The organism is Desulfovibrio gilichinskyi, from assembly GCF_900177375.1.
GTDB lineage: Bacteria > Desulfobacterota > Desulfovibrionia > Desulfovibrionales > Desulfovibrionaceae > Maridesulfovibrio > Maridesulfovibrio gilichinskyi.
The window spans coordinates 24,706-50,385 of sequence record NZ_FWZU01000005.1; the positions used below are offsets into that span (position 1 = coordinate 24,706).

At 43.2% G+C, this 25,680-nt stretch carries 20 protein-coding genes; 16 read left to right on the top strand and 4 right to left on the bottom strand.

Annotated features, from left to right (window positions below):
- The first annotated feature begins 219 nt into the window (after positions 1 to 219).
- Entirely contained in the window at positions 220 to 804 is a 585-nt protein-coding gene (locus tag B9N78_RS14120; RefSeq protein WP_245805562.1) for a 5-formyltetrahydrofolate cyclo-ligase, read from the top strand.
- Complete coding sequence (locus B9N78_RS14125; protein ID WP_085103419.1) at positions 792 to 1,538, top strand: purine nucleoside phosphorylase YfiH/LACC1 family protein; 747 nt, start codon at positions 792 to 794, stop codon at positions 1,536 to 1,538. Before B9N78_RS14120 ends, B9N78_RS14125 begins: the two co-directional genes overlap by 13 nt.
- Positions 1,539 to 1,628: 90 nt before the next feature.
- Here the strand turns inward: B9N78_RS14125 and B9N78_RS14130 are convergent, their stop codons facing one another.
- From B9N78_RS14130 to B9N78_RS14140, 3 genes are all read right to left on the bottom strand, one after another.
- Positions 1,629 to 2,597, bottom strand: a complete 969-nt coding sequence (locus tag B9N78_RS14130) for a chemotaxis protein (protein ID WP_085103421.1) — start codon at positions 2,595 to 2,597, stop codon at positions 1,629 to 1,631.
- A gap of 209 nt (positions 2,598 to 2,806) precedes the next feature.
- Positions 2,807 to 3,901, bottom strand: a complete 1,095-nt coding sequence (locus B9N78_RS14135; protein WP_085103423.1) for a glycosyltransferase — start codon at positions 3,899 to 3,901, stop codon at positions 2,807 to 2,809.
- Positions 3,895 to 5,553 (bottom strand): glycosyltransferase family 4 protein, encoded by a 1,659-nt coding sequence (locus B9N78_RS14140; protein ID WP_085103425.1) that lies wholly within the window; start codon positions 5,551 to 5,553, stop codon positions 3,895 to 3,897. Before B9N78_RS14140 ends, B9N78_RS14135 begins: the two co-directional genes overlap by 7 nt.
- A gap of 352 nt (positions 5,554 to 5,905) precedes the next feature.
- Between B9N78_RS14140 and B9N78_RS14145 the strand changes: the two genes are divergently transcribed.
- The 4 genes from B9N78_RS14145 to B9N78_RS14160 all read left to right on the top strand — a co-directional run bounded on the left by B9N78_RS14145 (position 5,906) and on the right by B9N78_RS14160 (position 10,170).
- A complete protein-coding gene (locus tag B9N78_RS14145) occupies positions 5,906 to 7,381 on the top strand; it encodes a GGDEF domain-containing protein (RefSeq protein ID WP_085103427.1) in 1,476 nt (491 codons plus the stop codon).
- Between the two features lie 331 nt (positions 7,382 to 7,712).
- Positions 7,713 to 8,384: a queuosine precursor transporter gene (locus B9N78_RS14150; RefSeq protein WP_085103429.1), complete on the top strand. Its 672-nt coding sequence runs from the start codon at positions 7,713 to 7,715 to the stop codon at positions 8,382 to 8,384.
- 84 nt (positions 8,385 to 8,468) lie between these two features.
- On the top strand, positions 8,469 to 9,317 hold the full coding sequence (dapF, locus tag B9N78_RS14155; protein ID WP_085103431.1) for a diaminopimelate epimerase: 849 nt from the start codon (positions 8,469 to 8,471) through the stop codon (positions 9,315 to 9,317).
- A gap of 367 nt (positions 9,318 to 9,684) precedes the next feature.
- Positions 9,685 to 10,170 (top strand): phage regulatory CII family protein, encoded by a 486-nt coding sequence (locus B9N78_RS14160; protein ID WP_085103433.1) that lies wholly within the window; start codon positions 9,685 to 9,687, stop codon positions 10,168 to 10,170.
- A gap of 106 nt (positions 10,171 to 10,276) precedes the next feature.
- Here B9N78_RS14160 and B9N78_RS14165 read toward each other — a convergent pair whose 3' ends face one another.
- A complete protein-coding gene (locus B9N78_RS14165) occupies positions 10,277 to 10,492 on the bottom strand; it encodes a hypothetical protein (RefSeq protein WP_085103435.1) in 216 nt (71 codons plus the stop codon).
- Between the two features lie 285 nt (positions 10,493 to 10,777).
- On the opposite strand from B9N78_RS14165, the gene B9N78_RS14170 reads away from it, so the two are divergent.
- From B9N78_RS14170 to B9N78_RS14215, 10 genes are all read left to right on the top strand, one after another.
- Complete coding sequence (locus B9N78_RS14170) at positions 10,778 to 13,000, top strand: methyl-accepting chemotaxis protein (RefSeq protein ID WP_085103437.1); 2,223 nt, start codon at positions 10,778 to 10,780, stop codon at positions 12,998 to 13,000.
- Positions 13,000 to 13,485: a chemotaxis protein CheW gene (locus tag B9N78_RS14175; protein WP_085103439.1), complete on the top strand. Its 486-nt coding sequence runs from the start codon at positions 13,000 to 13,002 to the stop codon at positions 13,483 to 13,485. Before B9N78_RS14170 ends, B9N78_RS14175 begins: the two co-directional genes overlap by 1 nt.
- Before the next feature lie 3 nt (positions 13,486 to 13,488).
- Positions 13,489 to 14,733, top strand: coding sequence for a CheR family methyltransferase (locus tag B9N78_RS14180; RefSeq protein ID WP_085103441.1), 1,245 nt, complete (start codon positions 13,489 to 13,491; stop codon positions 14,731 to 14,733).
- On the top strand, positions 14,733 to 15,389 hold the full coding sequence (locus B9N78_RS14185) for a chemotaxis protein CheW (protein ID WP_085103443.1): 657 nt from the start codon (positions 14,733 to 14,735) through the stop codon (positions 15,387 to 15,389). Before B9N78_RS14180 ends, B9N78_RS14185 begins: the two co-directional genes overlap by 1 nt.
- Before the next feature lie 39 nt (positions 15,390 to 15,428).
- Complete coding sequence (locus tag B9N78_RS14190; protein WP_085103444.1) at positions 15,429 to 18,698, top strand: Hpt domain-containing protein; 3,270 nt, start codon at positions 15,429 to 15,431, stop codon at positions 18,696 to 18,698.
- On the top strand, positions 18,695 to 19,696 hold the full coding sequence (cheB, locus tag B9N78_RS14195; protein WP_085103446.1) for a chemotaxis response regulator protein-glutamate methylesterase: 1,002 nt from the start codon (positions 18,695 to 18,697) through the stop codon (positions 19,694 to 19,696). The genes B9N78_RS14190 and cheB overlap by 4 nt, the downstream gene beginning before the upstream one ends.
- Before the next feature lie 21 nt (positions 19,697 to 19,717).
- The gene (locus B9N78_RS14200; RefSeq protein WP_085103448.1) at positions 19,718 to 20,911 is read left to right on the top strand and encodes a SpoIIE family protein phosphatase; all 1,194 of its coding nucleotides are present in this window, start codon (positions 19,718 to 19,720) and stop codon (positions 20,909 to 20,911) included.
- A 33-nt stretch (positions 20,912 to 20,944) separates the two neighbouring features.
- On the top strand, positions 20,945 to 22,777 hold the full coding sequence (locus B9N78_RS14205) for a methyl-accepting chemotaxis protein (protein WP_085103450.1): 1,833 nt from the start codon (positions 20,945 to 20,947) through the stop codon (positions 22,775 to 22,777).
- A gap of 71 nt (positions 22,778 to 22,848) precedes the next feature.
- The gene (locus tag B9N78_RS14210; protein ID WP_085103452.1) at positions 22,849 to 23,535 is read left to right on the top strand and encodes a response regulator; all 687 of its coding nucleotides are present in this window, start codon (positions 22,849 to 22,851) and stop codon (positions 23,533 to 23,535) included.
- A gap of 277 nt (positions 23,536 to 23,812) precedes the next feature.
- Entirely contained in the window at positions 23,813 to 25,609 is a 1,797-nt protein-coding gene (locus B9N78_RS14215; protein WP_085103454.1) for a HAMP domain-containing sensor histidine kinase, read from the top strand.
- Positions 25,610 to 25,680 lie beyond the last annotated feature (71 nt).

Below are 25,680 nucleotides of genomic sequence, written 5' to 3' on the forward strand. Positions count from 1 at the left end.
TTGCGATATGATTGCAAAGGGTTATTTAATAACATTAATGATTCTAAAAACCAATCAGGGCAGAGCAGTACACCGCGATTTTAAGTTTTTCTCGAGTATGTCTAAGTTTTCTTTATCGTATGGGAATTATTGTGTAGATTCATATTCAATTCAAGTGAATAATTTTGAAATGATCTTTATGGTTCGTCTATGCCGGAAAAACAAAAGTGATGAGACAGGGTGATAGATTTGGATAAAAATGAAATAAGGTCCAGCCTGCTGACACAGAGAGGAAAGCTCTCTAAGTCGGAAGTTGAGTCTATGAGTCGTAAGATAGTTTCTTCAGTTCAGTCACATGCGGAATGGAAAAATGCGGCAGAAGTTCTGCTGTATTGGCCTATCAAAAATGAAGTGGACGTAACTCCGTTGTTTCGTGACGCGCTTGAGTCCGGTAAGAAAGTTTATATGCCCTGTTGCCGCAGAGATGAGCCGGGGATTATGGATTTCGGTGTCGTAAGGGCGGAAGAGGATCTTTTACAAGGATCATTCGGGATAAAGGAACCGTGTAGAAGTAAGTGTGAATTTCCTGATGCTATTTCTCCTGATGTGATGATAATTCCAGGTGTAGGTTTTGACCGTAAAGGGTATAGAATAGGATTCGGGGGCGGATATTATGATAGATTTCTTGCTCATCCGCAGAAAGCCGGATCTTTAGCTGTGGGAGTCTGTTATTATTTTCAGCTTGTTGATAATATTGCGGTTGAAGAATGGGACAAACCGGTGCAGTTAATATGCACAGATAAGGATGTTATATGGCCAAAATAGATTACATACCGTTTGCTTTTCCGGGGCTTGATAATATTTCGTGCGCATTCACAACAAGAATCGGCGGTGCGTGTCAGTCGCCGTTTGATGAAGGCAATCTGTCGTTTGATGTAGGAGACGATCCTTACGCCGTGAGAGCTAACCGAACCGCTTTGGCTGCTTCTCTTGGGGTAACTCATTGGCATGAGAGCATACAGGTTCACGGAGACGTTATACATTTTGAACCGGAACCACAGTCGCCTGAACAGCCTCCGCATATTGAAGGGGACGGACTCACTTCGGCAGAGAAAGGTCATGCTCTTGTTGTCAAAACCGCAGATTGTCAGCCGATTTTAATTGCTCATAATAAAGGGCATTTTGTCGCCGCATTGCATAATGGCTGGCGTGGTAATTCCATAAATTTCCCAGGCAAGAGTGTTGCGCAGATATGTGCCCATTACGGATGCGCTCCTTCTGAGCTTATGGCCGTCAGGGGACCTAGCCTCAGCCCTGCTATGGCTGAATTTGTGAATTTTAATTCTGACTTTGAGCCCGGGTATGAAAAATATTTCAATAAAGACAGTAACACTGTAGATTTATGGAAGTTGACCAATGACCAACTGACAGGCGCAGGAATTGAATCCAGAAATATTTTCGGAATTGATATGTGTACCTACAGTATGAAAGAAACTTTTTTTTCCTACAGGCGTGATAGAAAAACAGGACGGCAGGTTTCCGTAATCTGGATTAAGTAGTCTTAAAAAAAATTGGCATAAATATAAACCCCTCTTTGATGCATCAAAGAGGGGTTTATATTTGACTGTGGAAATTATTATGACAGTAAATTACTGTTCAGCGTGCTTTCTTTCAATCAGCTTGAAAACTCTTTCAGCTAACTGATTAATTTCAGCTTTTGAAATCTGGTCATCTGCGCCAACTGATTCACCCTTATGGAAGAGTGTGTCAGTGATGATGGAAGAGCAAAGCAATACTGGCAGATGTCTGAGTTCCGGATCATCCTTAATTCTTTTGGTCAGATTATGACCGTCCATGACCGGCATTTCGATATCTGTGACAACGATGTCGAGGAAATCATCAATGGTTTTTCCTTCGTCTTTTGCCTTAGCACGCCATTCGTTGATCTTATCCCACGCAGTTTTACCATTGTGCGTTCTGGTTACCTTGAATCCGGCATCTTCGAGCATTTGCCCGATCATACGGCGGATCATGGTTGAGTCATCAGCAATGATTGCTTTGAGTTGCTGTGTTTCAATTTTCTGGACCAGAGAAGCATCAGGCATTTCTGTAAGATCCATGCCCGGGTTAAGGTCAGCAACAATTTTTTCAAGGTCCAGCAGGAATACGATGCGCCCTTCAAGCTTAACAACACCGGTAATGGAGTTGGCTGTAAGGGACGAGACCTGTTTGCTTGGAGCTTCAACCTGTTCCCAGCTTATGCGGTGAATTCTTGTTACACCGGAAACAAGGAAGGCTGTAGAAATTTTATTGAATTCTGTAACGATAACTTTAGGGGCTTCGGTTTCAACTCGGTTTTTACCGACACGGCTGCTGAGATCAATTAAAGGTATTATTTCAGATCTGAGATCAAAGGCTCCAAGGACGGCTCTGTCTGTCGCATCAGGCATATCAGTCAGTTCCGGAAGGCGAATAATTTCAACAACTTTAGCGACATTTATGCCGTAATAGTTACGTCTGGTCGCTCCGCCATGGACACTGTCAGTTTCATCAATAAAAAATTCGACGATTTCAAGCTCATTAGTGCCTGATTCAAGAAGAATATTTGTTTGGGACATTTTCACCCTCCCCTAAAATTCATGTGAAGTCAGCAATCAAATAGTGTATTTGCTTTGCTCAGTTTGAGATTAGCTCGAAAACATTGTTTATGAAAGAAATTTTTCAAGATTATAATAAGGCTCGGCCTTTTCACTCAAGTATAAAGCATAATGTTGTCAATCAAATTAGATGCAAATTCTTAATCGTTAAAATAAATTAACACAATTAACTAATTTAGGTCTAGTCGTGAATATACTTTTTTATAGTCTTTAAGCATCCTTATCTGTGAAAACTTTTTTGAACCGGTTTGAAAGGCTGAGACCCCAAGTTCTTTGGAGACACGGGGTGCTAAAAGCAATGTTGAAATGTTTTCGACTAGGTCTTTTTTATTATAAGGTGTTACGAGTATACCGTTTGTTCCGCTTACAATCTGCTCAACAACTCCTCCTACGGCATAGCTGACGGACGGTAGTCCTTTTGACATGGCTTCAAGTATTATCAGCGGATGGTTATCAGCCAGAGTAGGATATGCAAGGACATTTGCCGCTGTCATAAATTCGCCTAATGTCTCTCTGTCCACATAGGGGATAGTTATGAAATCACCATCTCTGGAATTTTCACTTCCGCCGATGGCAAAGCCGATTGCGTCTGGAACTTTCTTTTTGATTCCTTCCCAGTAAGCAGCCCACTGCGAGCCTGATTTATAGGCCGCGTTAACGCCTCCGTGAGCAATGAAGAGAACTACTTTAGCTGCAATAGGTACCCTTAATTTTTCTCTGGCTATTTTCTTATCTCCAATCGAATCCGGCCATGGTATGCCGTTTGGAATAATTTTCACTAAAAGGCGCGGGTCTGCAATTTTAGCCTGGTTAGCCAGCCATTTAGATGGAGAAATTAAAACAGCCTCACGCTTTAGTAGTGTTTCGATGCTGGTTCTGCGAACTTCTTCGGAGTCGGCAAAGCCTCTAGGGCAGGGATTCAAACATTTTTTTTTAAAGTGAGTACAATCTAAAGGGTGTGAACATCCACCTGTGATCATTTGAGAATCATGAAGAGTAACAATAAGGCGTACCGTTTCCGGCAGTGCTGAAATAAATTTTGCAGGATCAGCAGAAGAATGAAGATGTACTACGGTGTTGCCTGGAATTTTCATTGCTGCTTCTTCAGCAGAGATTAGCGGGTCAAGTGGATTTTCAGATGCTTCATATGAGTGAAGTGTGGTATATCCTGATTCTTCAAGTCCATTGAGAATCAGCAGGGCCACCCTTGTAGCTCCGCCGCTTTTTTTAAGAGCTGTATGGTGGATGACTGTTCGCGCTAACATGGTTTTTCCAGAATATCATGTTTTAAAGACCATAAAATATGGAATTCAGCTTCCCGGCTGCTTAATCCCGGAGCAATGGATTTTATTTTGGCACAGAGCTCTAAAGTAGTAATGGGCTTGCGGGCAAAAAAAGATATTTTACGGATAACTTCCTGCTTAAGGTGTCTTTCAATTCCTTGATATACGAGCGGGAACTCTTTTCCATGATAGATAGCCTGCCCTGTAGAGCCTGTTACGACCTTTGTTTCGTCGTTTATAACTGATGTCGGGTAGTGAGAAAAAACTTCGCCGAATCGCACCTGAGCAGGATGTAGTATTTCCGAAAGTCCTTCTGTTTCAACAGGAGCATTATTCAGGTTTTGCCACAGCTCGACATGCTGACGGATTACTTCTTTCCATGTAAATTTTTTGTTTATTCTCGCAGCTCCGGCACGCCCCATAGAAGACCGTAATTGCGGATCTCTTATCAGCTGTTCAAGCCCTTTTGCCAGCTTCGGAGTATCTACTGCTGTTTGCTGGGCAAGGAGCAGGTGGTATTGATTGTCATAACACAGCGGGGCCATAAGGTCTTCAGCAGGTGTTGCCGCCGGTCCTATGGTTTCGATCAGTAATCCTGTTTCGTTATGCACAACCAGATCTTTATATCCGTCGTAGTCAGAAGCGATGACGGGAAGCCCCATAGCCCCGGCTTCAAGTATGGTCAGCCCGAAAGTTTCCTGCGGATTATCTGAAATGGAGACATAGATATCTGCCGCGCGGTAAAGATCAAGCTTTTGAAGATCGGTCGGCCTTGCAAAAATAGATAATTCAAGTCCCATGTTGCGACTCAATTCTTTCAATGTCTGCGGAAAATCGTCTCCGTCGTCCATCCATCCGGCTAGAATGACCCGCACATCTTTTCTGTCTATTCCGGCTGCGAAAACACGCTGCATAGCCCTCAACAGGGGCAGAATATCCATTTTGGAATAATGGGCGATGCGTCCGAAAACTAAAATATTAACCCTGTTTTCGTCTGGATTCAGTTCTAAGTTTTTTAAGGCTACCAGTTTTTGCTGAGCGGTCGGCACCGTGAATGCTGACGGATTGATTCCAAGTGGTATTTTCCTGATTTGCGGAGATGGGAATTTCTTCTCATCAAGTTCAAACCCTTCACGCAGATGCATAATATATTTTTCGACAACCTGCATGCCGGGAGTGGACGTGGCAACAATGCAATCTCGTGCAGTTGTGCCCTTCCATATATAATTAAGAAAAGATGATCCGTAATTGCTGTAGCTAAGCGAGTGAGTGGTTCCGGTGATAGGAAATATGTTCTTTGCGAAAGCGTTTCTTACACGTGCAAGGTGGGGAGGATACACTATGCAGTCGGATTGATGAAAGCAAAAGTATTCCTGCTTGCTTATATATTCAGGCAAATCTCGCCGATCCAAAATTTTGACTTTATTATTCTCTAATAATTTAGAAAAGTTAGTGCTTATAAAGCTGCTTAAACTGGCATGAATATTCCCGCCGCTCAGAAAAAAATGATATTCATCAAAAGGGTCTTCGGTCAGCAGTCCATTTAGAAAACCAATATTCGCGACTTTGCGTCCAAGAACCGGCCCTGTTTCGTAAAAGGGGTCCAAAGTTCCCCATATTCTTTGAGTTTTCATACCATATTTCAAGCCATATTTGGGCCTGCTTTGTCAAAGGATTTTATTTCCGAAATATATGCAGGTGACAAAAATCCGGCACAGTTTTCCTGTTTGTTGTTTTAAAATCAGGCCAGATCTCCAGCGTTCTGAGCTAACTTAAAATTTATAACACGATTTAAAGTCTTGTCTTTTTATTGCTAACATCTTGTAACTTGGCGTTTTTTGAAATTCTTATTTTGCTGTGATGTTTAAATCAGTTTTGCAATCCGTTGGTTAAAAAATATTATTCGAGTCTTTGGTCTTTATTTTGCAATAAGTTAGGTCAGTAAACCCTTCTGACAGTATTTGGAATGCACAAGGAGACCCCGATATGAAGAGAGGAGAAAGGCCTGAACTGCTTTGGGGGTTCGGTCTAAACAGCATAGAAGCCGGCAAAATAGAGGATTCTCTCGGGCCGGGATTTTTCTTAAGGAATTTTTCCGAAAGATCCCTTCCCGGTGATAAAGAATTACTTCAGCCTGAAAAGCCTTCTGCTACATGGATTCCGCTACGGGTTTGGAATGAACTTTCTGAAGCCCGTCGTGATTCTTATCGTAAGCTCGAATCTACTCAGCGTATTCTTATACAGGATGATTCTGAAAAGAATGTTGATCTTGAGAGTGTTCTTGAAGACGGATTTCTTGCAGTAATAAGTTCGCCGTTAACAACCTCTAAGGTTCAGGATGCTCTTTTCAGAGCAAAGGAAGTCTCCGGTCTTTATGGAGACCTCTATAGAATGACTGAAGAGATCATAATGGAGCGGGAGCTTCTTTCCCGCAAAACAGAACAGCTCATGTTCCTTAATACTGTCCTCTCCAACGCTACCGAGCGTCTTGAAGTTTCAGATATTCTGGGACAGGCTGCAGAGGATTTAAAGCTGTTGCTTCCGGTTCTTTCTGTTCAAGGCGTTTTTTGGGATGTTGTCCCCGCCGGAGCGAAAACAGAAGCTGAAATTTTTATTAATCCCGGTCTCATCCCTGCTGTTCAGGGAGAATGGATCGAGTTTATGATTGGCAGTGTTACAAAGCTCAGCGGAATAGAAGTCGGCGGATATAAAATTTCTGAAACCACGCATGCTGGTGACGTTGCAATGTGCTACGGACCGACCGGCGGAAGAGTGCTTGCCCTCCCTTTGATTACACGAGGCGAAAAGTTCGGTTGTCTGGTTATGCTTTGCGATAAGTCGGTAAGGCTTGCAAAGGATCAGGTTAACACGCTTAACGCTGCTGTGAATCATTTGTCGCTTGCCCTGAATAACGCTTTGATGTTTACCAAGATCAAGACCCGCGCGGATCGTGACGGACTTACCAGAGTTTACAATCGTCGCAGTTTTGATGAAAGGCTGGTTGAAGAACTCAGACGCCATCAGCGTCACAGCATGGATCTGTCGTTATTGATGATTGATCTCGATTATTTCAAGAGTGTAAACGATACTTACGGGCATATGGCGGGTGACCTTGTTCTTGAAACAATAGCAAGAATTTTTGAAGAAACATTCAGAACTACAGATTTTATTGCCCGTTACGGCGGAGAAGAGTTCGTTATTCTGCTCCCTCATACCAAGGTTGATCAGGCTGAGATGCTTGCTGAACGGATCAGGGAAAAGATAGAATCTCATACTATGTCTTATCGTGATGAAAATTTTAAGATCACAGCAAGTATAGGAGTTTCTTCTGTCCGCCCCGGAAGCCTCGCAAAAGGTACTGAAATAGTACGCAAGGCTGATGATGCCTTATACAAAGCTAAGGATCAGGGACGTAATAAAGTCGTTGTCTCCGATTCTCATGCAAGGCTGAAGGTAGTATAAATTTAAGGGTTTCCATAGGTGTGTTACTGTCAGTGCTTACGGAAAGACGGTGCGAATTGTTCGCACCGTCTTTTTTTTGGACGTTATCCGTCATGCTTGACCTAACTTCGTAATGGTGCAAAGCCACCAAGTCCGGTTTGAAGTTCAGATAAAAATTCGGTTCTGTGGCCGGTGACATAGTAATAATGGCTGATATTTTTCGGGCCTTGATTAATGAATGTCATTAATTAAGGTGGCATATCCGTAATTATAGAAATTGCTGGATATAGTAATCATTTCGACAGATAGCGTTTTGACTGTTTTCAATGCCGCTACTGGGGAGTTTAAACTGATGAATGAGATTCTTTGGATTGGATTTGCTCTACTTGATTTGAGCCTTGTGCTTGTTGTGTATAAATTTTTCGGAAAAACAGGCTTGTTCGGGCTGATAGTTTTTAACCTGATACTTTGTAATATTCAGGTGTTAAAAACTATTCAGCTGTTCGGAATGACCACAACGCTGGGTAATGTTCTGTATGCCAGTGTTTTTCTTTCAACGGATATTTTAAGCGAGTTTCATGGAAAGAAGGAAGCACAAAAGGCGGTCTTTCTGGGTTTTATGATTCTTGTGATGGCCGTTGTCTATATGCAACTGGCTTTGATGTTTACTCCGTCAGCTGAGGATTTCGCTCAGCCTCACCTTGAAGTTATTTTCGGTTTTCTGCCTAGGCTTGCACTTGGAAGTCTTTGTGCTTATCTTATTTCACAGCTTAATGATGTTTATATTTTTCATAAGATTAAAGACAAGTATGGCGAAAGACATCTCTGGCTTAGAAATAATGCCAGCACGCTGCTAAGCCAGCTTCTTGATTCAGCTGTTTTCTGCTTTATCGCACTGTGGGGAGTCTTTCCTGCAGATGTATGGCTTGAAATATTTTTCACCACCTATCTTTTCAAAGTAATTGTGGCGGTTATGGATACTCCTTTTATATACCTTGCGCGCAAAATACGCTGCCGTTCATGATGATCACGATTGTAAGGCTTGACGAATTCTATCGTGGGTTTAATACTATGGGCTTAATAAGTCATATTTCAAGAGAGGCCATATATGAGTCAGATGTTCGGTAAAGCCGTTCCTTTTTATAAGATGCAGGGTTGCGGAAATGATTTCGTTATAATTGATAACCGTAAACTCGGAGTTCCCGTTGAAAAAATGCCTGAATGGGCTGAAAAAATTTGTAAGCGGGCTTTCGGGGTATATGCTGACGGACTGCTTTTTATTGAAAAGGGTCCTGATGGATCAGGATTAGACTTCAAGTGGCAGTTTTATAATTCAGACGGATCAAGGGCTGAGATGTGCGGAAACGCTTCCCGCTGTGTCGGACGCCTTGCTCATGCCTTAGGCATTGCCGGAGAACAGCACGTTTTCGGATCTGATGCCGGGCCTATCAGAGTGCAGGTGTTTCCGTTGCAGGAAGAGGTTAAAGTTCAGCTGACTGATCCAGTAGATGTAAAACTTAATCAGACAATTGAAGTTGACGGCGAGAAATATACTTACCACTTTGCGAACACCGGAGTACCTCATGTTGTTGTGCAGGTCGCGGATGTTGATAAGGTAGATGTTAAGAAGCTTGGAAGCGCATTCAGGTATCATAAAGATTTCGCTCCGGCAGGAACCAATGTTAATTTTGTTCAGATTGATGATAATGACAGCCTTATCGTGCGCACTTATGAACGCGGAGTTGAAGATGAAACTTATGCTTGCGGTACAGGTGTAAGCGCAGTGCAGGTAACCTTGCAGAGACTGGGACTTACCGATGCGGCGGTGCGTGTCAGAACTTCCGGCGGTGAAATCCTTAAAGTTATAATCGAAGGCGAAAGTGTTTTCCTTCAGGGTGGCGCAGAGCTCACTTTTTCCGGGGAATTGTTTTTGGAATCATTGGATATTGATTTTTAGATCATTTATGATTAAAGGTTAAGGGGTGTTGCGTGGCAACAAATCCCCTTAATTTTTTGCGATAATTTCATACTAAAATAGAATAAAATATATATTGATTATATCTATGCTTGCAAGAGGTAAGTATTAGCTGTATAAACGTTTTACGTACTCAGTGTGATTTTTAGGATAATGTTTATTCTTGTTTCACAGTAAATTTTACTGTTTCGCAGTATAGTTTAAAGTAGGGTATTTTGGTTAGTTGGTGTAAGTATGTATGATCTTTGAATTAATTTTTACGGGTTATTTTATACTGAAATGGCATGATTTTAGCTTACCTATTATAAGTTTAAATAAATATATTATAATACAGTCGAGGAGACACACTATGGGAAATAATGAACTTACTAAGCTTTTGCAGGACGTTGTACTTAAAAATGAAAAGCCTGCCCGTGACGTTGCAACAGAAATAAACAAACCTTACCCAACACTTCTTCGTGAAATCAATCCTGAAGATAAAGGTGCTAAAGTAGGTATTGAAGAGCTTGTTCCTCTCATGAGATCAACAGGAAGCATTCGTCCGCTGACCAGACTTGCAAATATTATGGGTTACGTTCTCGTTCCTATGGATATTAATCCTGGTGATCCTGATGAAGCAAACTACATGGCTCTTGATTTGATGGATGGTTTTGGAAGATATTCCAAGGCTCTTAAAAGTGCGTTGCAGGCTGATCCTAAAGAAGATTTGGTCAGCATTGTCGAGCAGGAAGGCTTTGAAGCTATCACAGCAATTTTAACAATGGTTCATTACCTACGTAAGAGAGCTGAAGAAGAAAAGACTAAAAACGCTCCCCGTCTTGCTCAGGTAAGCTAGTTTTTTAGTTTAAGTGCTCTTAAGAAAGAGCAGGTGTTTATGCAAGCCCCCGGTTACCAATGGTAGCCGGGGGCTTTTTGCATTAGTGAAAAGTAAAGTCTTTGAATTAGCAGTTATGAACGTCTTTGTTGATATAAAAGCATAAATCAAAAAGGTTGTTGACCATCTGCTCTACCAGGTGATCTTGTTCAGGAGCGGCATTGGAACTGATTACGGTCTTGTTGATGATTTTTGCAAATAGCGAGGATACCAGCTCGTCATCCTTGCTGGTCCAGTACTTGTTGGCAGATACAGTTTTATTATCAAATCCGTGATAATACATACACTCCTCCATGAGTGGAAACATTCATCCGGCGTGGAAACGGTTTACAAGGTCTTAATTTAGGTATCGGCTGAAATGATCAATCACTTTACAGGTAAAAAAATATTTTAAAATAAATATGATTAGATCCTGCTTATCGTTGATTTAATCATATAAAATAAATAGAAAGGGTTTATGAGTGTAGCCGAGCCTTACTTGTTTTGTTATGTTTAAAAAAATATCTGTAATCTGTAATAAAAAAACTCTCAGCCATTCTTTTTCAGGCGAGATGACGGGAATTTCCTGATGCGCTTTTCCTTAAGAAAAAAGATTATAACGATTGCCTGCGGAGCTGCGATTATCCCAATTGTCGCTATGCTTATCCTTACCCATCTTTTAGAATCAAGCTTAAGCGAAAGTGTAGCTTCGGAGATTCACACTCTCATAACTTCACATGTTTCACAGGTTACCAGTGATCTTTACGATGAATGCAGAACTTCGAATGACTCGCTCATGCGTGAAACTAAACGCGCTTCAATGTCTTTGCAGTCAATGCTGGATGACAGCGGAGATATCAGGCTTCTTGAAAAAGAATCGACGTGGACCATTGTTAATCCTCTGATAAAAGATAAAATCATTTCAGTTCCTGTGCTTATGATAGGTGATTACAGCTTAACCTTTGATAAGCGGAAAAACGAATCACTTCCTTTTCTTGCAGAGTCTTCCGAAATATCAGGCGCGTATTGTACTGTCTATCAGCGTCTTAACCAGACGGGAGACATGCTCGTTGTCGATACCACCACTGAAGCCGGCAAAGAAAATATGGTGATCGGTGAAATTTATTATTCGCTAAATGATCAAGGTCAGCGTGAATCTGTTATCGATGAGATCCTTGCCGGGCAGACTGTGAGCAGGCACTGCGAAGACAGCGATGGCATCAAGTTCATTGTTTACTCCCCTTTTAAGGATAAAAGCGGAAATATTGTCGGCATGCTCAGTGTCCAGATGCATGATGATATTTCTGATAATATGCATAGATCTGTCCTTAAGACTTCTATTAACAAATCCGGTTTTGTCTGGATTCTCGGGGCTAAAGGGCAGAATAAAGGGAAATATATTTTATCACGTTTCAGCAGTGCCGAAGAACAAGTACAAGCGAAAAAAGGGACGTATGACACGGCCTTAATTGATCAGTTGATTTCAAAGGCAGTTAAGGCCGGAGAGGGGAAGCTTTTAACCGAAGAATATCTCTGGAAGCTGGCACCGGATGATACAGGACGTATGAAACTTTCTGTTTATACATATTTTGCTCCATGGGAGTGGATTATAGGTTCTGGAGTTTATCTTGATGAATATAACGGTATTCGGGATCGTCTGACCGGAACAGTCGAAAAACTTTCTCATTGGCTTGGCCTTACAGGGGTTATATTGCTGGTATTGACCATTGTAATTTCAACAACCGTAAGCGGGCTCATTGCCAATCCCATCATTCATATGGTCGATATTGCCAAATTGATTGCAAACGGTGATATCTTCGGAGCCAGACGTTCTATTGAAACTCTTGAAAAGATATGCCCTAATGCCGGCAATGCTGCCCAAAATGCCGATCGCCAAGATAGTCTTGATGAGACTGGGCAGCTTTATCTTGCGTTCAGGAATATGGTTGAAAGTTTAGGTTCTCTTGTGGGGCAGGTTCAACGTTCCGGTATTCAGGTAACAACTTCTTCTACAGAGATAACAGCCTCGGCCAGACAACTTGATATTACCTTTAATCAGCAGGCTTCAGCAACGACTCAGATAAGTGCTACCAGTCTGGAAATCTCAGCTAATTCAGGAGAACTTGCCGGAACAATGGGTGAAGTCAATGCTTCTGCCTCAAAAATGGCGATGCTGGCGCAGGAAGGGCAGGACGGGATAAAAACCATGATCCGGGTTATGGATGACCTGAGTGTTTCAACCTCAAGTATTACTGATAAATTAGCCGGAATCAATGAACGGGCAAATTCTATTGAAGGAATTGTCGGCACGATCACAAAGGTTGCGGACCGGACGAATTTACTTTCGCTGAATGCGGCGATTGAGGCTGAAAAGGCCGGAAAGTTCGGGCAGGGGTTCTCGGTTGTGGCAGGAGAAATACGCAGGCTTGCAGATCAGACCTCCGTTGCGGCTCTTGAAATTGAAACGACGATAGAAAATATGCGTGTTGCGGTGGATTCCGGTGTTGTTGAGATGGACCGTTTCGCGGAGGATGTACGCTGCGGAGCCGGAAAAGCTGCAAGAATTGGTAAGAAGCTTGAAGGTATTATGGTAGGTGTCAAGGATCTTAATCCAAGGATCGAACTGGTTAATGACGGTATGTCTGCGCAGGCCGAAGGGGCTGAACAAATCAGCGAGGCCATGGGGCAACTTTCAGATACTGCAACTCATACTGCCGAATCCCTTAAAGAGTTTAACCGGGCGGCTTCTCAGCTTAATGAGGCTGTTCAAGGTCTTAGAGATGAAGTTTCGCGCTTCAGGGTGAGTGAATAATGCTCGTTCTTACTTTTCAAATCGGGCAATACGCTTACGGTCTTGAAGCCAGACTCGTTGCGGAAGTTGTCCCTCCTACTGTGTATAAGGAACTTCCGCGTTCTCCTGAGTACATTAAAGGGATATTCAATTATCGCGGCATAATTACTCCTGTAGTCGATCTTTCAATTCTTGCAACCGATAAGCCTTGCAAGCCTTTAATGAGTACCCGTGTAATTGTTCTGGATCTTGCTGATTTAGATCCTGCCGAAGAGCGCGGCAAAAAATTTCTGGGGATGATTGCAGAAAATATTACTGAGACTGTGAAAATTTCGGATTCAGATTTTGAATCCTCGGGGCTGGATATTCCTGATGCCCCTTGGCTTGGCAGGGTTGCGAGAGTTGCAGGCGGTATGCTCCAGCTTATTAAACCTGGCAAACTGCTTTCAGATGAGTTGCGGACGGTTCTTTTTTCCAAGGAAGAAATAGAGCAGGTTAACAGGTAAAGTATGAATCTTGAGCCGTTTCAAGAAATTCTTAAAAATGCTATGGGGCTTGCGCCTGATTCGCTTGGTAAGTCAGGTATTCAATACGCCTTGCAGGTAAGAATGCGGGTTACAGGTTGCAGTGAAGATGAGTATCTGACTTTGGTTCAAAATGATAAGCTGGAACTTTCGGAGCTGATTGAAGAAATAGTTGTGCCTGAAACATGGTTTTTTCGGGATGCAAAACCATTTGAACTGCTTTCAGAAACTGCTGTAAGTTGTATGCATAAAACTTATAAAGTGCTCAGCGCGCCATGCTCTACAGGTGAGGAACCATACTCGGTTGCAATGTCTCTCATGGGAGCGGGTCTTTCGCCTGAGCGTATTAAAATTGATGCGGTGGACATCAGCAAGCGGGCATTGATGAAAGCCAAAGAAGGGGTTTATGCAGATAATTCGTTTAGGTCAAAATTACCTCTTTATGCTGAAAATTGTTTTAACAAGTGCGAGCAGGGTTTTAAGCTGATAGATCGAGTTAAGAGTGTTGTGAAATTTCATTCAGGTAATCTGCTTGAAGGCGGGCTTCCTGCAGGTCCATACGATGCGATTTTTTGCAGAAATCTGATCATTTATCTCGATGACAGTTCCAGAGATTGTTTAGTCCAGATGTTTAGTGAAAGGCTGAAACAGGATGGGTTGCTTTTTGTCGGACATGCCGAAGCTCTGCCACTGTTCAACAGGTATTTTACTCCGGTAAGAAAGGCTGGAACTTTTGCTTTTAAAAAGAAAGATAACATTAGTGACGACAAAGTAATTAAGACTTTTGGCTGTCTAAAGAGCAAACGTGATGTTCAGCCTGTTCGCAGCGTAAAAAGCCCTTTTGAAAAGCGTATAAAAAGAGTTGTAACTAAGTCTTCGGTTGATTTTAGTGATCTGCAACATGCTGAAAATAAAAAGACTTCATTGGAAGATATTAGATATTTGGCAGACAAAGGACAAATCGGAGAAGCTTTATCGTTATGTCAGGAGCTTTTGAAGGTTGACGGTCCCGAGGCGGATCTTCTGCATTTGTGCGGTTTGCTCTATGAGGCACAGGGTGAGCCTGTGAAAGCTGAAGAGTATTATGGAAAAGCATTATATTTGAATCCGCAGCACGTGGATTCTCTGGTGCATCTTGCCCTGCTGGTTGAAACCAGAGGTGATGAACGCAAGGCCAGCCTTCTCCGTAACAGGGTACTGCGGGCCGAAAAGCAAAATGAGGCAGGCTGATGCTTGATAGCTGCTGGAATGAAATAGGGTATGTCGGGGACAGGTCATGCATTGAGCTCTCAAAGTGGAGCCATTGCTATAATTGCCCGCAGTTCGCCAAGTCCGGTCTCAGCCTGTTACATAGAGAGCCGCCTGAAGGATATCTGGCTGAAAATGCCGAGGCTATTTCGATAGTTAAAGATGAAGAAACAGCAGAAACCTCCGGAGCTGTTGTGTTCAGAATCTCAAAAGAATGGCTGGCTCTGTCCTCTCTTGTATTTGTTTCAGTGCTTGAGCTTAGAAAAATACGCCCTGTTCCACATAGAAGTGGAAAATATTTTAAAGGGTTATCAAGCCTTCAGGGGCAGATAGTACCTGTTGTTTCGGTCCGGGAACTTTTGGGACTTGATAAAGAATATCTGACTGAAGAAGAAAAAGGGTTCAGAGTATATAGCAGATTTATCTGTTTAGACCGTGGTACAGGTCGATGGATCTTTGAGGCTGATGAAGTTTTAGGGGTGCATCACTATTTAACTGATTCATTGCTTGATGCTCCGGCTACAATTTCAAAAGCTCCGGCAGCCTATACTAAAGGGTTGTTTGATCTTGATCAAAAGCGGGTTTCTCTTCTTGATGAAGAATTGTTATTTGAAGCGTTTAACCGCATTATAAAATAGTGGTGGAAAATTTGGACAGCCTGACATGGAGTATTTAACGTGACGCGCGATATGGGTGATCTTTCCATGCTTGAGCTTTTTCGCATGGAAGCTGAAAACCACACCAAGGTGTTATTCTCGGGTTTGCCTAATCTTGCAAAAGATCAGTCTGCCGATTTGGTTGAGCCGCTTATTCGTGCAGCTTCTTCTATTAAAGGGGCAGCTCGCATTGTCGGTCTGGCTGACGCAATAGACGTTGCAGGAACTCTTGAATCCACACTGGAATTATGCCGGAACGGGGAAACAGCAGTTTCACCGTCTTTTATTGAAGCCATGCTCTCTGCTGCTGAATTTCTATCGAATCTTGCCGCTGTTGAAGTTGAGGAAATGGATAAGTGGCTTGAAGATAACAGTTCCGTCCATAAGGATATCCTTACCTCACTGCAAAAAAAAGAAGCAGCCGTTCCTGAACCGGCTGCGAAGGGCGAGTCAGAATCTGTCTTTGTTGCAGAATTTGTGGCTGATCCTCCCAAAGAGTGTGTTTCGCTTGCTGATGCGTCCATGCTCGACCTTTTCCGGATGGAAGCGGAAAGTAATTCGCAGTCTTTATCATCCGGCCTGCTTGACCTTGAAAAGGATCAGTCTCCTGAAAAAGTTGAACCGCTTATGCGCGCCGCCCACTCTCTGAAAGGTGCGGCCCGTATTATCGGCTTGAATGGCGTTGTCGCACTGTCCCATGCCATGGAAGATGTCCTAGAAGCCTGTCGTAAAGGTGAACGGGTATTAGTTTCCGTGGATATAGACAGGTTGCTTGCCGCAACGGATTTCTTTTCTGAAATGGCTAAGACAGACGCTGATAAACTCGAAGCATGGCTGTCTGACAATTCGTCTTCCATGCAGAGTGCTGCTCTGGAATTTGCTAAGCCTGTGTTGTCTGAAGTTATAGTCGCTGAAATTCCTGATGTGGTGTTCGCAGAGCCTTTGCTCGTAGAATCTCAGGCAGAACAGGTTGTTTCTGTTGCTCCAAAAGCAGATATTCCTCTTGCGGATTTATCCATGCTCGACCTTTTCCGTATGGAAGCGGAGAGCCACTCGCAATCGCTTACAGCAGGGCTTTTAGAACTGGAAAAAAACCAGTCTGCCGACAAGGTTGAACCTCTCATGCGCGCGGCCCATTCAATGAAAGGGGCCGCCAGAATCGTGGGTTTGACGGACGCCGTCGATCTTGCTCATGCCATGGAAGATTTATTGGTTTCCTGCCAGAAAGGGGAAATTAAGCTTACCGCCGATCAGATAGACCTGCTGCTCGCAGCAACTGATATTTACGGTGAGGCTTCACATCTTGCTACAGACGGGATTCAGGGTTTTCTGGCAGCTAAGAAGCCGGTTATGGACAGGCTCGAGAAAGGGCTTCGTGGTGATGCGTCAGAGGTTAAAAAGATTCTTTCTGAGATTAAGCCTTCTCTTGTTAATATTGCTGTGGAGATCGAAGCAGAACCAATTTCTTCTGAATTAATAGGGAAAGTTGTTTCTGACATAAAAAATGAGCCTGCAACTGACGACTCTTCGCATTCTGTAAGCAACCAGCCAAAAAATGACGCTGCCGTGGTCAGAGTTTCTGCCGGAAACCTTAACAGGCTGATGGCTCTTGCCGGAGAGAGTCTGGTTGAGGCCGGAAGGCTCGGTACATTTGCTTCCTCTCTTTTAAGGCTGAAAGCCGGACAGCGTGATCTTATGAAAGCTATTGAAGATTCCGTAGAAAGAATAGCTAAAGGAGAATCGCTGCCATATATAATCAGCGAAATAAAAGCGCTTGTGACAGAGAATCAGAAACTGCTGGCAACGTATGCAGTAGATTTTGAAACATATCGCAGGCGTTCAGATAATATTTCAGGCAGGCTTTATAATGAAGTTGTGGCCAGCCGGATGAGACCGTTTTCCGACGGCGGGCTAGGTTTTCCACGTTTAGTGCGTGATCTGGCTCGCTCCCTTGGAAAGAAAGTTGATTTTGTGGTTGAAGGTGAATCCACCGCTGTTGACAGAGACATCCTTGAAAGGCTTGAAGCTCCGCTGAATCATATAATCAGAAATTCGGTTGACCACGGTATTGAGACTGAACCGGAGAGAATTGCTGCCGGAAAACCTGCGAAAGGAACCATTAAAGTTATTGCCGGACACAGAGCCGGGATGCTTTTTATTGAAGTACGTGATGACGGCAGAGGGATAGACCCTGAACGCATCAGAGCTAAAGTGGTAGAAAAGAAACTTGCTCCCGGCAGAATGGCGGCTGAAATGAGCCGTTCCGAATTGATGGAATTTTTGTTCCTCCCCGGATTTTCTACAGCCGGTAAAGTCACTGAAATCTCTGGGCGCGGTGTAGGGCTTGATGTTGTGCACGCCATGGTTCAGGACGTAGGTGGTACTGTCAGGGCTGATTCTGTCCCCGGTGAAGGAATGTCTTTTTCCATGCAGTTGCCGCTGACACTTTCAGTAATTCGAACTCTCTTGGTCGAAATTTCGGGTGAACCTTTCGCTCTGCCGCTTAGCCGAATCAGCCGAATTGCTTCTATTTTGCCAGATCAGTTGAAGCTGGTCGAAGACAGGCAGTATGTCTTTCTTGATAACAGCAATGTCGGGCTTATTCCTGCTTCCCAAGTTCTTGGAACAGAAACCTCAAAAAATGAAGAAGAGACTGTTAAAGTCGTTGTTATCAGTGACCGTATGAATAAATACGGGCTGGTTGTTGATGATTTTATGGGCGAACAGGAGCTTGTAGTCCGTCCGCTTGACCATAGATTCGGGAAAGTTCCTGATATCAATTCTGTAGCCCTTATGCCAGACGGCTCGCCTGTGCTGATTTTAGATGCTGAAGACCTTGTCCGTTCAATTGATAATCTTCTTTCCGGCGGAAGGCTCAGCAAAGTTGGTAGAGATGTCGTAGAGAAAGGCCCTGTACAGCATATTCTGGTCGTTGATGATTCATTAACTGTGCGGGAAGTTGAGCGCAAGCTTTTAGCCAATCATGGATATGAAGTAGGTACCGCTGTTGATGGAATGGATGGTTTTAACGCACTTGTTACAGGTAACTACGATCTTGTTGTTACGGATGTTGATATGCCCAGAATGAACGGTCTGGAACTGACTAGAAAAATTAAGGCTGACTCTAATTTGAAATCGATTCCGGTCATGATGGTATCATATAAAGACCGTGAGGAAGACAGATTGCGCGGACTTGAAGCCGGAGCGGACTATTATCTTACAAAGAGCAGTTTTCACGACGAAACACTTCTGACAGCTGTAGAAGATTTGATCGGCGGGGTTACGAAGTGAGAATAGGCATAGTTAATGACATGGCCATGGCCGTGGAAGTCATAAAGCGGATTGTGGTGGGAGCCGGATTTGAGGTGGCCTGGATTGCCTTTAACGGTGAAGAAGCTGTTGCCAGATGTTGCCAGGATGTTCCTGATCTTGTGTTGCTTGATCTTATTATGCCTGTGATGGACGGAGCTGAAGCGACACGGCGCATAATGAAAAGGTGTCCCTGTTCAATCTTGATCGTTACGGCCAGTATTGAGAGTAATGCTTCAAAAGTATTTGAAGCAATGGGAGCCGGAGCTCTCGATGTTGTGACAACCCCTGAGTTTGGAATAAACGGTGAGCTTGACGGGGCGAAGAATCTTATTGCTAAAATTTCATTGATCAGAAGATTACAGGGGGTCGAAACAGTTAAAGAGGTTAAGCCTGCTGCAGTTTTTTCTGACAGTCCACCGAAACTGCTTGCAATTGGAAGTTCTACAGGCGGTCCGACTGCTCTGGCAATTATTCTCGGAGCTTTGCCCGCTGATTTTCCGGCAGCTATTGCCATCATCCAGCACGTTGACGGAAGTTTTTCTGAAAATCTTGCTAATTGGCTGAACAGTCAGACTAAGCTGGAAGTAAAGTTGGCAAAAAGGGGTGATGTTTTAAAGGCCGGCAAAGTTCTGCTGGCCCCGGGAAACAGGAACATGCTTCTTAGAAAAGGGGGAATAGTTCATCTTACGGACGGCCCCGGAGAATGTTTATATGTTCCTTCAGTGGATGTTTTTTTCAAAAGTCTTTGCTCCGCAGGATTACCTGCAGGATCCGCAGCGGTTCTTCTGACCGGAATGGGTGCTGATGGAGCGAAAGGTCTTCTTGAGTTAAGAGAAAAGGACTGGTTTACGGTTGCTCAGGATAAAGAAAGCAGCATTGTGTGGGGAATGCCGGGCGCGGCGGTTAAAATGGGCGCGGCTCGCAAAGTAAGTTCTATTGATGATATGGCTCAGCTTTTGATCAGACACTTTAAGTAACGGTTTTACGGAGACGGCTAAATGACAAATTCCAGTATTAATGAGAAGTTACTGACTGAGCACAAAATCAGCGTACTTTTGATAGATGATCAGCCTATGGTCGGCGAAGCTGTGCGCAGAATGCTGGCTGAAGAAAAAGACATAGATTTTCATTTTATCAGTGACCCCACTACTGCAATCCCCACTGCCGAAAAACTTGAGCCGACAGTGATTTTACAGGATCTGGTTATGCCGGAGATTGACGGAATGACCATGGTAAAATTCATGCGGGCCAATTCAAAGCTTAAAAATATTCCGCTGATTGTTCTTTCCACTAAAGAGGAAGCCACCACTAAAGCTGAAGCCTTCGCCCTTGGTGCTAATGACTATCTGGTTAAACTGCCGGACAAGATCGAACTTATTGCGCGCATCAGATATCACTCGAAAGGTTACATCAATCTGCTCCAGAGAAATGAAGCTTATAAACAGCTTCTTGAAAGCAGAGACGCAATGCGTAAAGAACTGGCTGTTGCCGCGGATTATGTAACTTCACTTCTGCCTAATCCTGTTGAGAAAGGTGAGATTCAGGCTGATTGGCGGTTTCTACCCTCTGCTTCCCTTGGTGGTGACTCATTCGGGTATCACTGGCTGGATGACGATCATTTTGCCATGTATCTGCTCGATGTCTGTGATCACGGGGTCGGTTCTGCTTTGCTTTCCGTTTCTGCCATGAACGTTTTACGTTCGCAGACGCTGCCGGATACAGATTTTCATAAGCCGGATGAAGTCCTTTTTGCTCTGAATGAATCTTTCCAGATGGATCAACAGAACAATTTATATTTTACTATGTGGTACGGGGTTTTCAAAAAATCCGATCGTACTTTAACTTACTCCAGCGGCGGGCATCCACCTGCTTTGCTTATGAATGGAGATGAAGTTGCACAGCTGAGAACTCCGGGAATGATTGTCGGCGGAATGCCGGATATGCAGTATACAAGCGATTCTATTAAAGTATGCCATGGTGCACGCTTCTTCCTGTACAGTGACGGAGTCTATGAACTTAAAAAAGTGTCAGACGGTAAAATGTGGGACTTTGACGGGTTTGTAAATTTTATGAAATCCACAACAGGGCCGCTCGGTAATCCTATTGATATGCTTTTAGGATACACCAAGGAACTGCAGGGGCGCGAAGATTACGACGATGATTTTTCAATGGTCGAGTTTGTTTTTGAATAGCAGCACTGTTTTTAGTTTCAAAGAGGGTGGAAGATGAATATACGTAAACAGTTTATGATAGGGTGTGTGGCTTTTTGTCTGGTGCTGACAGTTGCCATTCTTTTTCTGATTTCAAATTATACCCGTAAAACTCTTATGCAGGAATACCAGGGTAAAGCTGAAATCATGCTGCACTCTATGATGGCGGTTCGTAAATATACCGGAGCGGTGATTCGTCCCAAGGCAACAGAGCTGCTGCCGAAGGATCAATTTATGCCTGAATTGCAGTCCACTTCATTTACTTCCAACGGTGTTTTCAATCGCATTCCTGATCAGTTTAAGCATGAGATTATGTATAAAACCGCTTCAACTAAACCGCGAAATTCTTTAAATATGGCAACCGCAGATGAAGCTCTTATAATCGATGATCTTGATAGGCTTGCTAAAAAGGGTAAAACTCCTTTTTTGGAGGGCGTTAGAAAAGTTAATGGTATTAATTATTATATAATTGCAGAAGGGGAATCCAACAAACCTGAATGCATGGTTTGCCACGGTACACCGGCGCAAGCTCCGCAATCAATGAAAGACAGATATCCGGTTGAAAAGGATGACGGGTATTATCGTAAACCGGGACGTATTGAGTGTGCTCAGATTGCGTCAATTCCGCTCTCTGCAATGGATATGGTTGCTAACCAGACTTTTGGAACAATTATTTTTATAGGTTTCTTTTTTATTGCATTTGCTTTGGCTTTTTTACTCTTCGGTCTTAATTTGATTTTTAATCCTATTTCACACATCACCGATATTGCTAAGTTCATTGCAGAAGGCGATATAGAAAGTGCGAACACTTCAATTCATAATTTGAGAAGCACCGCTCGGGGTAAATTCTTTGCGTCCAAAATTATGAAGTCAGGAAACGAAATTGGAAATCTGGTTCAGTCTTTTGAGAAAATGACAGAAGGGCTTTCATCTCTGATAACTGAAGTCCGAGATTCCGGAGACAGTGTTTCTGTAGCCGGTAGAAAGATCAGTGCGACTGTCGGCGATATTGCTTCAGCTGTGACCAGACAGGCCGCTTCTACTAATGAAGTTACTGCTACAAGCAGTCTCATCCGCAAAACATCAAGAAGTCTTGTTGAAGTAATGGAAGATGTTGCCGTAAATGCTTCTGAATCCGCAGACTTAGCAGAAGTTCTTCAAGGTAATATTTCACTACGCGAAAAATCCCTCATCAATCTTGTGAATTCTACAGATGATGTCTCCTCCAGACTGGGAGCCATAAACGAAAAGGCTACTAAAATTAATCAGATTGTAACAACCATTGCCAGAATTGCCGACCAGACGAATCTTCTTTCACTTAACGCAGCTATTGAAGCGGAGAAAGCCGGACAGTTCGGGCAGGGTTTTTCTGTTGTAGCACGAGAAATCAGAAGACTTGCAGACCAGACAGTTATTGCTGCTGAAGATATTGAACTTATGGTTCGTGATATGCAAACAGCTGTAAGTTCCGGTGTAACTGAAATGGAAAAGTTTAATAATGAAGTCCGTTCAAGCGTTGATGAAGTTGAGAAAATGAGTTTTGATCTTGGTCAGATCGCTGAACAGGTGAGAGTCCTCAAGCCGAAGTTTGCTGAAGTTTCCCAGGCTATGGGGGATCAGGCGGATAGTGCGGAACAAATTAATGAAGCTATGTCTGATTTGAGTGATTCCGCTGTAGGGACTACAAGTTCAATCGAAGACTTTAAACGGACTGTCGCCAGTTTGAACTATACAGTGCAGAGTTTAACAGGAGCCGTTGACGGATTCAAAGTTGCTGAGTCGGAAGCGAAAAAGAAGTCTGCAAAAACGACTGAAACGGAGAAAAAGAATCTTGAGCAACAGAATTAACAGACTTGTAACAATTCTGACTCATTAGGAACTAATGTTACAGGTAAGGTCCGTTCCAAAAGGAGTTCATTGTGTCAACTGAGAAAATACTGGTCGTAGAAGATCATTACGATACTATTGAATTATTGAAATATAATTTAACCTCATCCGGTTTTGAGGTTGTAACTGCAATGGATGGGCATAAAGCCCTGGAACAGGCCAGAAATGAAATGCCGGATCTGATTCTACTTGATCTTATGCTTCCGGGTATCGATGGGCTGGAAGTTTGTCGCAGACTCAAGCAGGAAGCCGGAACTCAGCATATTCCTGTCGTAATGCTTACAGCCAAAGGCGAAGAAGTGGACAGGGTTGTCGGACTTGAACTCGGAGTTGACGATTACATCGTAAAACCGTTCAGTCCGCGTGAACTGGTACTCAGGGTTAAAGCAGTTTTAAGGCGCGGCTCAGAAGTTGAAACTAAGCGTCCAGGTAAATGGAGTCGCGAAGGGCTGGCTGTGGATTTTGAAGCTCATACTTTGGAATGTGACGGAGAACCTGTTACTCTTACAGCCACAGAATTCAAGCTGTTTTCAGAATTATTGCAGCATGAAGGAAAAGTCCGCACCCGTGATCATCTTCTTGATACCGTATGGGATACACATTTTGAAGGGTATTCACGAACCGTTGATACACATATCCGCCGGTTACGTCAGAAGCTCGGCCCTTACGCCGATTATATCGAAACCGTGCGCGGGGTAGGATATCGGTTTAAGTGTTGATTTAATTTACCTTTAGTTATTTTGATCTTTATACTCGGGAGAAGTGGTTTACCAAAACCTTTCTTCCGAGTTTTTTTATGTGAATTACAATAAGGCCATTGCCCCTTTCTTTGAAAAAGCCTCACACTCAGATGATATTTTATGATCAGATCTATTTCTGGTGAAAAGAGCAATTACGTTGCTAAATTGTAACGTAATTGAGTTTTATGTGCAGGATAATTGAGTAATCTACCAATTTTAATCTCATTAATATTTAGCATTAGCGCAGAAGAAAATTATGATCAATGAAGTAAGTTATTCAATTAAAAGTAAGCTTTTTATAGCAGTCTGTCTGGTTGCGATGATTTGTGTAAGCCTTCCTCTCGGTCTGTCGTATTATAATTTAAAAGCAGATCTAATGGCGGATGCTCGCCAGAGCTCGCAGCAAAATCTTGAACTGGTGCAAAGACTTTACCGCAAAACAGAGGAATTAAGCGCCAGTGATCGCATCAGCGAAGTATCGCATCTGATAGGTGAAGAGATCGCGTTTTTTTCCGCAGACGGTAAAACTATTTCAGGAGCTTCATGGGTTAATCCCAAATGGGATATTTTAAGCAGAGAAGAAATAAGAGGTGCAAAGTCGGACGGTATCGGCTTTCATATAAGTTTTGATTCAGCTAGAGAAACTTATACTCTTTATTCGGCAATACATTTTGAAGACAGTAGCAGCGGCGCGGAAGGATATTTCTTAATCAAGAATCAGCTCCTAGGAATACAAGCGAAGATTTCGACAATCTGGAATACTTTTTTCTGGATACTTCCAGTAATTATGCTTGTCTGCTATCTGGTTATCCGGTTTGTTACCCTTCAATTGTCGTCTTCGGTTGAATCCATGGTCAGAACGGCTGAAGCTGTGGGGCAGGGTAATTATAAACGCAGAATCAGGTCATTACCTGATAAAGAATTTTTGCGGCTTGCAAATTCAATTAATTGGATGGCTGAAAGAATCGGTGAACATGTGGGAACCATAACCAGCCAGAAGAATAAGTTACAGGCTGTGCTGAACGGTATGTGGGACGGCGTAATGGTCATGGATTCTGATTGTCGTATCCAAAGCGTCAACCGGGCATTAGTTGAAATTCTTTCCGGAATTGAAAATTGTATCGGTCGCAGTCCTCTCGAAATCCTTCCCTGTCCGCAGTTGCAGGATGCCTGCGAGTCAGTGGTTGCCATGGAAGGCCCTAATGCTCTTAACGTAAATCTGGAGCTGTCCGCAGGTCGTGTTTACGAAGTCAATATTGTCCGTTCACCGCACACAACCGATCCTGGACAAGGACCGGGAGCAATAGCTGTGTTTCATGATATAAGTGAAATTAAGCGCCTTGAAACTGTGCGTAAAGATTTTGTGGCCAATGTCTCGCATGAGCTTCGAACTCCGCTTACATCTATCAAGGGGTATGCTGAGACTTTGCTTTCCACCCCCGCTCCTCCGGCAAAATTGCGGAAAACATTTTTAGGAACTATAGAAAAAAATGCTGATCACATGTGCAAGATTGTGGATGACCTTTTGAATCTATCCCGCATTGAAAGTAATTCCACCCAAAACGGATTTGTTGATATGGACCCGGCAGAAGCTGTTTCGCAGGCATGGCAGGCATGTTCCGGTCTGGCTGAAAAGAAACAGGTGAGTATGGTAAATACTTTAGAATCAGGCGCGTTCACGATTTTTGCCAACCCTGATCAGTTGATGCAGCTTTTCAGGAATCTTTTGGAAAACGGCATAAAATACGGGCCTGAGAATAAATCTGTCACTGTGAGCTATTCGAAAGATGGAGATGATCTGAAATTTATTGTTCAGGACGAAGGGCCTGGAATTCCGGCCGCGGACCAGCCCCGTATTTTTGAGCGATTTTATTCTGTTGAAAAATTTCGCCGCAATGAGTTCGGCAGTACCGGTCTTGGGCTTGCTATTGCAAGGCATATCGTCCGCAACCATGGCGGGGAGATTAAGGTGCAAAGTCCGCCCGAAGGTTACAGTCACGGTACAGCGTTTATTTTCAGCCTTCCGTATAAGCCTGTAAAAAAAATGATGTAGCCGGATTCAAATCCAGAGTTGTTTATACAGAAAAATCCCGCTTAAAATAAAATTTTAAGCGGGATTTTGAA

Excerpts from the sequence above, each read along its gene's own strand:
- B9N78_RS14150 (WP_085103429.1), top strand. The coding sequence starts at position 7,713 with ATGAATGAGATTCTTTGGATTGGATTTGCTCTACTTGATTTGAGCCTT.
- B9N78_RS14170 (WP_085103437.1), top strand. The coding sequence starts at position 10,778 with ATGCGCTTTTCCTTAAGAAAAAAGATTATAACGATTGCCTGCGGAGCT.
- B9N78_RS14160 (WP_085103433.1), top strand. The coding sequence starts at position 9,685 with ATGGGAAATAATGAACTTACTAAGCTTTTGCAGGACGTTGTACTTAAA.
- dapF (WP_085103431.1), top strand. The coding sequence starts at position 8,469 with ATGAGTCAGATGTTCGGTAAAGCCGTTCCTTTTTATAAGATGCAGGGT.
- B9N78_RS14180 (WP_085103441.1), top strand. The coding sequence starts at position 13,489 with ATGAATCTTGAGCCGTTTCAAGAAATTCTTAAAAATGCTATGGGGCTT.
- B9N78_RS14185 (WP_085103443.1), top strand. The coding sequence starts at position 14,733 with ATGCTTGATAGCTGCTGGAATGAAATAGGGTATGTCGGGGACAGGTCA.
- B9N78_RS14200 (WP_085103448.1), top strand. The coding sequence starts at position 19,718 with ATGACAAATTCCAGTATTAATGAGAAGTTACTGACTGAGCACAAAATC.
- B9N78_RS14130 (WP_085103421.1), bottom strand. The coding sequence starts at position 2,597 with ATGTCCCAAACAAATATTCTTCTTGAATCAGGCACTAATGAGCTTGAA.
- B9N78_RS14205 (WP_085103450.1), top strand. The coding sequence starts at position 20,945 with ATGAATATACGTAAACAGTTTATGATAGGGTGTGTGGCTTTTTGTCTG.
- B9N78_RS14215 (WP_085103454.1), top strand. The coding sequence starts at position 23,813 with ATGATCAATGAAGTAAGTTATTCAATTAAAAGTAAGCTTTTTATAGCA.
- B9N78_RS14125 (WP_085103419.1), top strand. The coding sequence starts at position 792 with ATGGCCAAAATAGATTACATACCGTTTGCTTTTCCGGGGCTTGATAAT.
- B9N78_RS14165 (WP_085103435.1), bottom strand. The coding sequence starts at position 10,492 with ATGTATTATCACGGATTTGATAATAAAACTGTATCTGCCAACAAGTAC.
- B9N78_RS14135 (WP_085103423.1), bottom strand. The coding sequence starts at position 3,901 with ATGTTAGCGCGAACAGTCATCCACCATACAGCTCTTAAAAAAAGCGGC.
- B9N78_RS14175 (WP_085103439.1), top strand. The coding sequence starts at position 13,000 with ATGCTCGTTCTTACTTTTCAAATCGGGCAATACGCTTACGGTCTTGAA.
- B9N78_RS14140 (WP_085103425.1), bottom strand. The coding sequence starts at position 5,553 with ATGAAAACTCAAAGAATATGGGGAACTTTGGACCCCTTTTACGAAACA.
- B9N78_RS14145 (WP_085103427.1), top strand. The coding sequence starts at position 5,906 with ATGAAGAGAGGAGAAAGGCCTGAACTGCTTTGGGGGTTCGGTCTAAAC.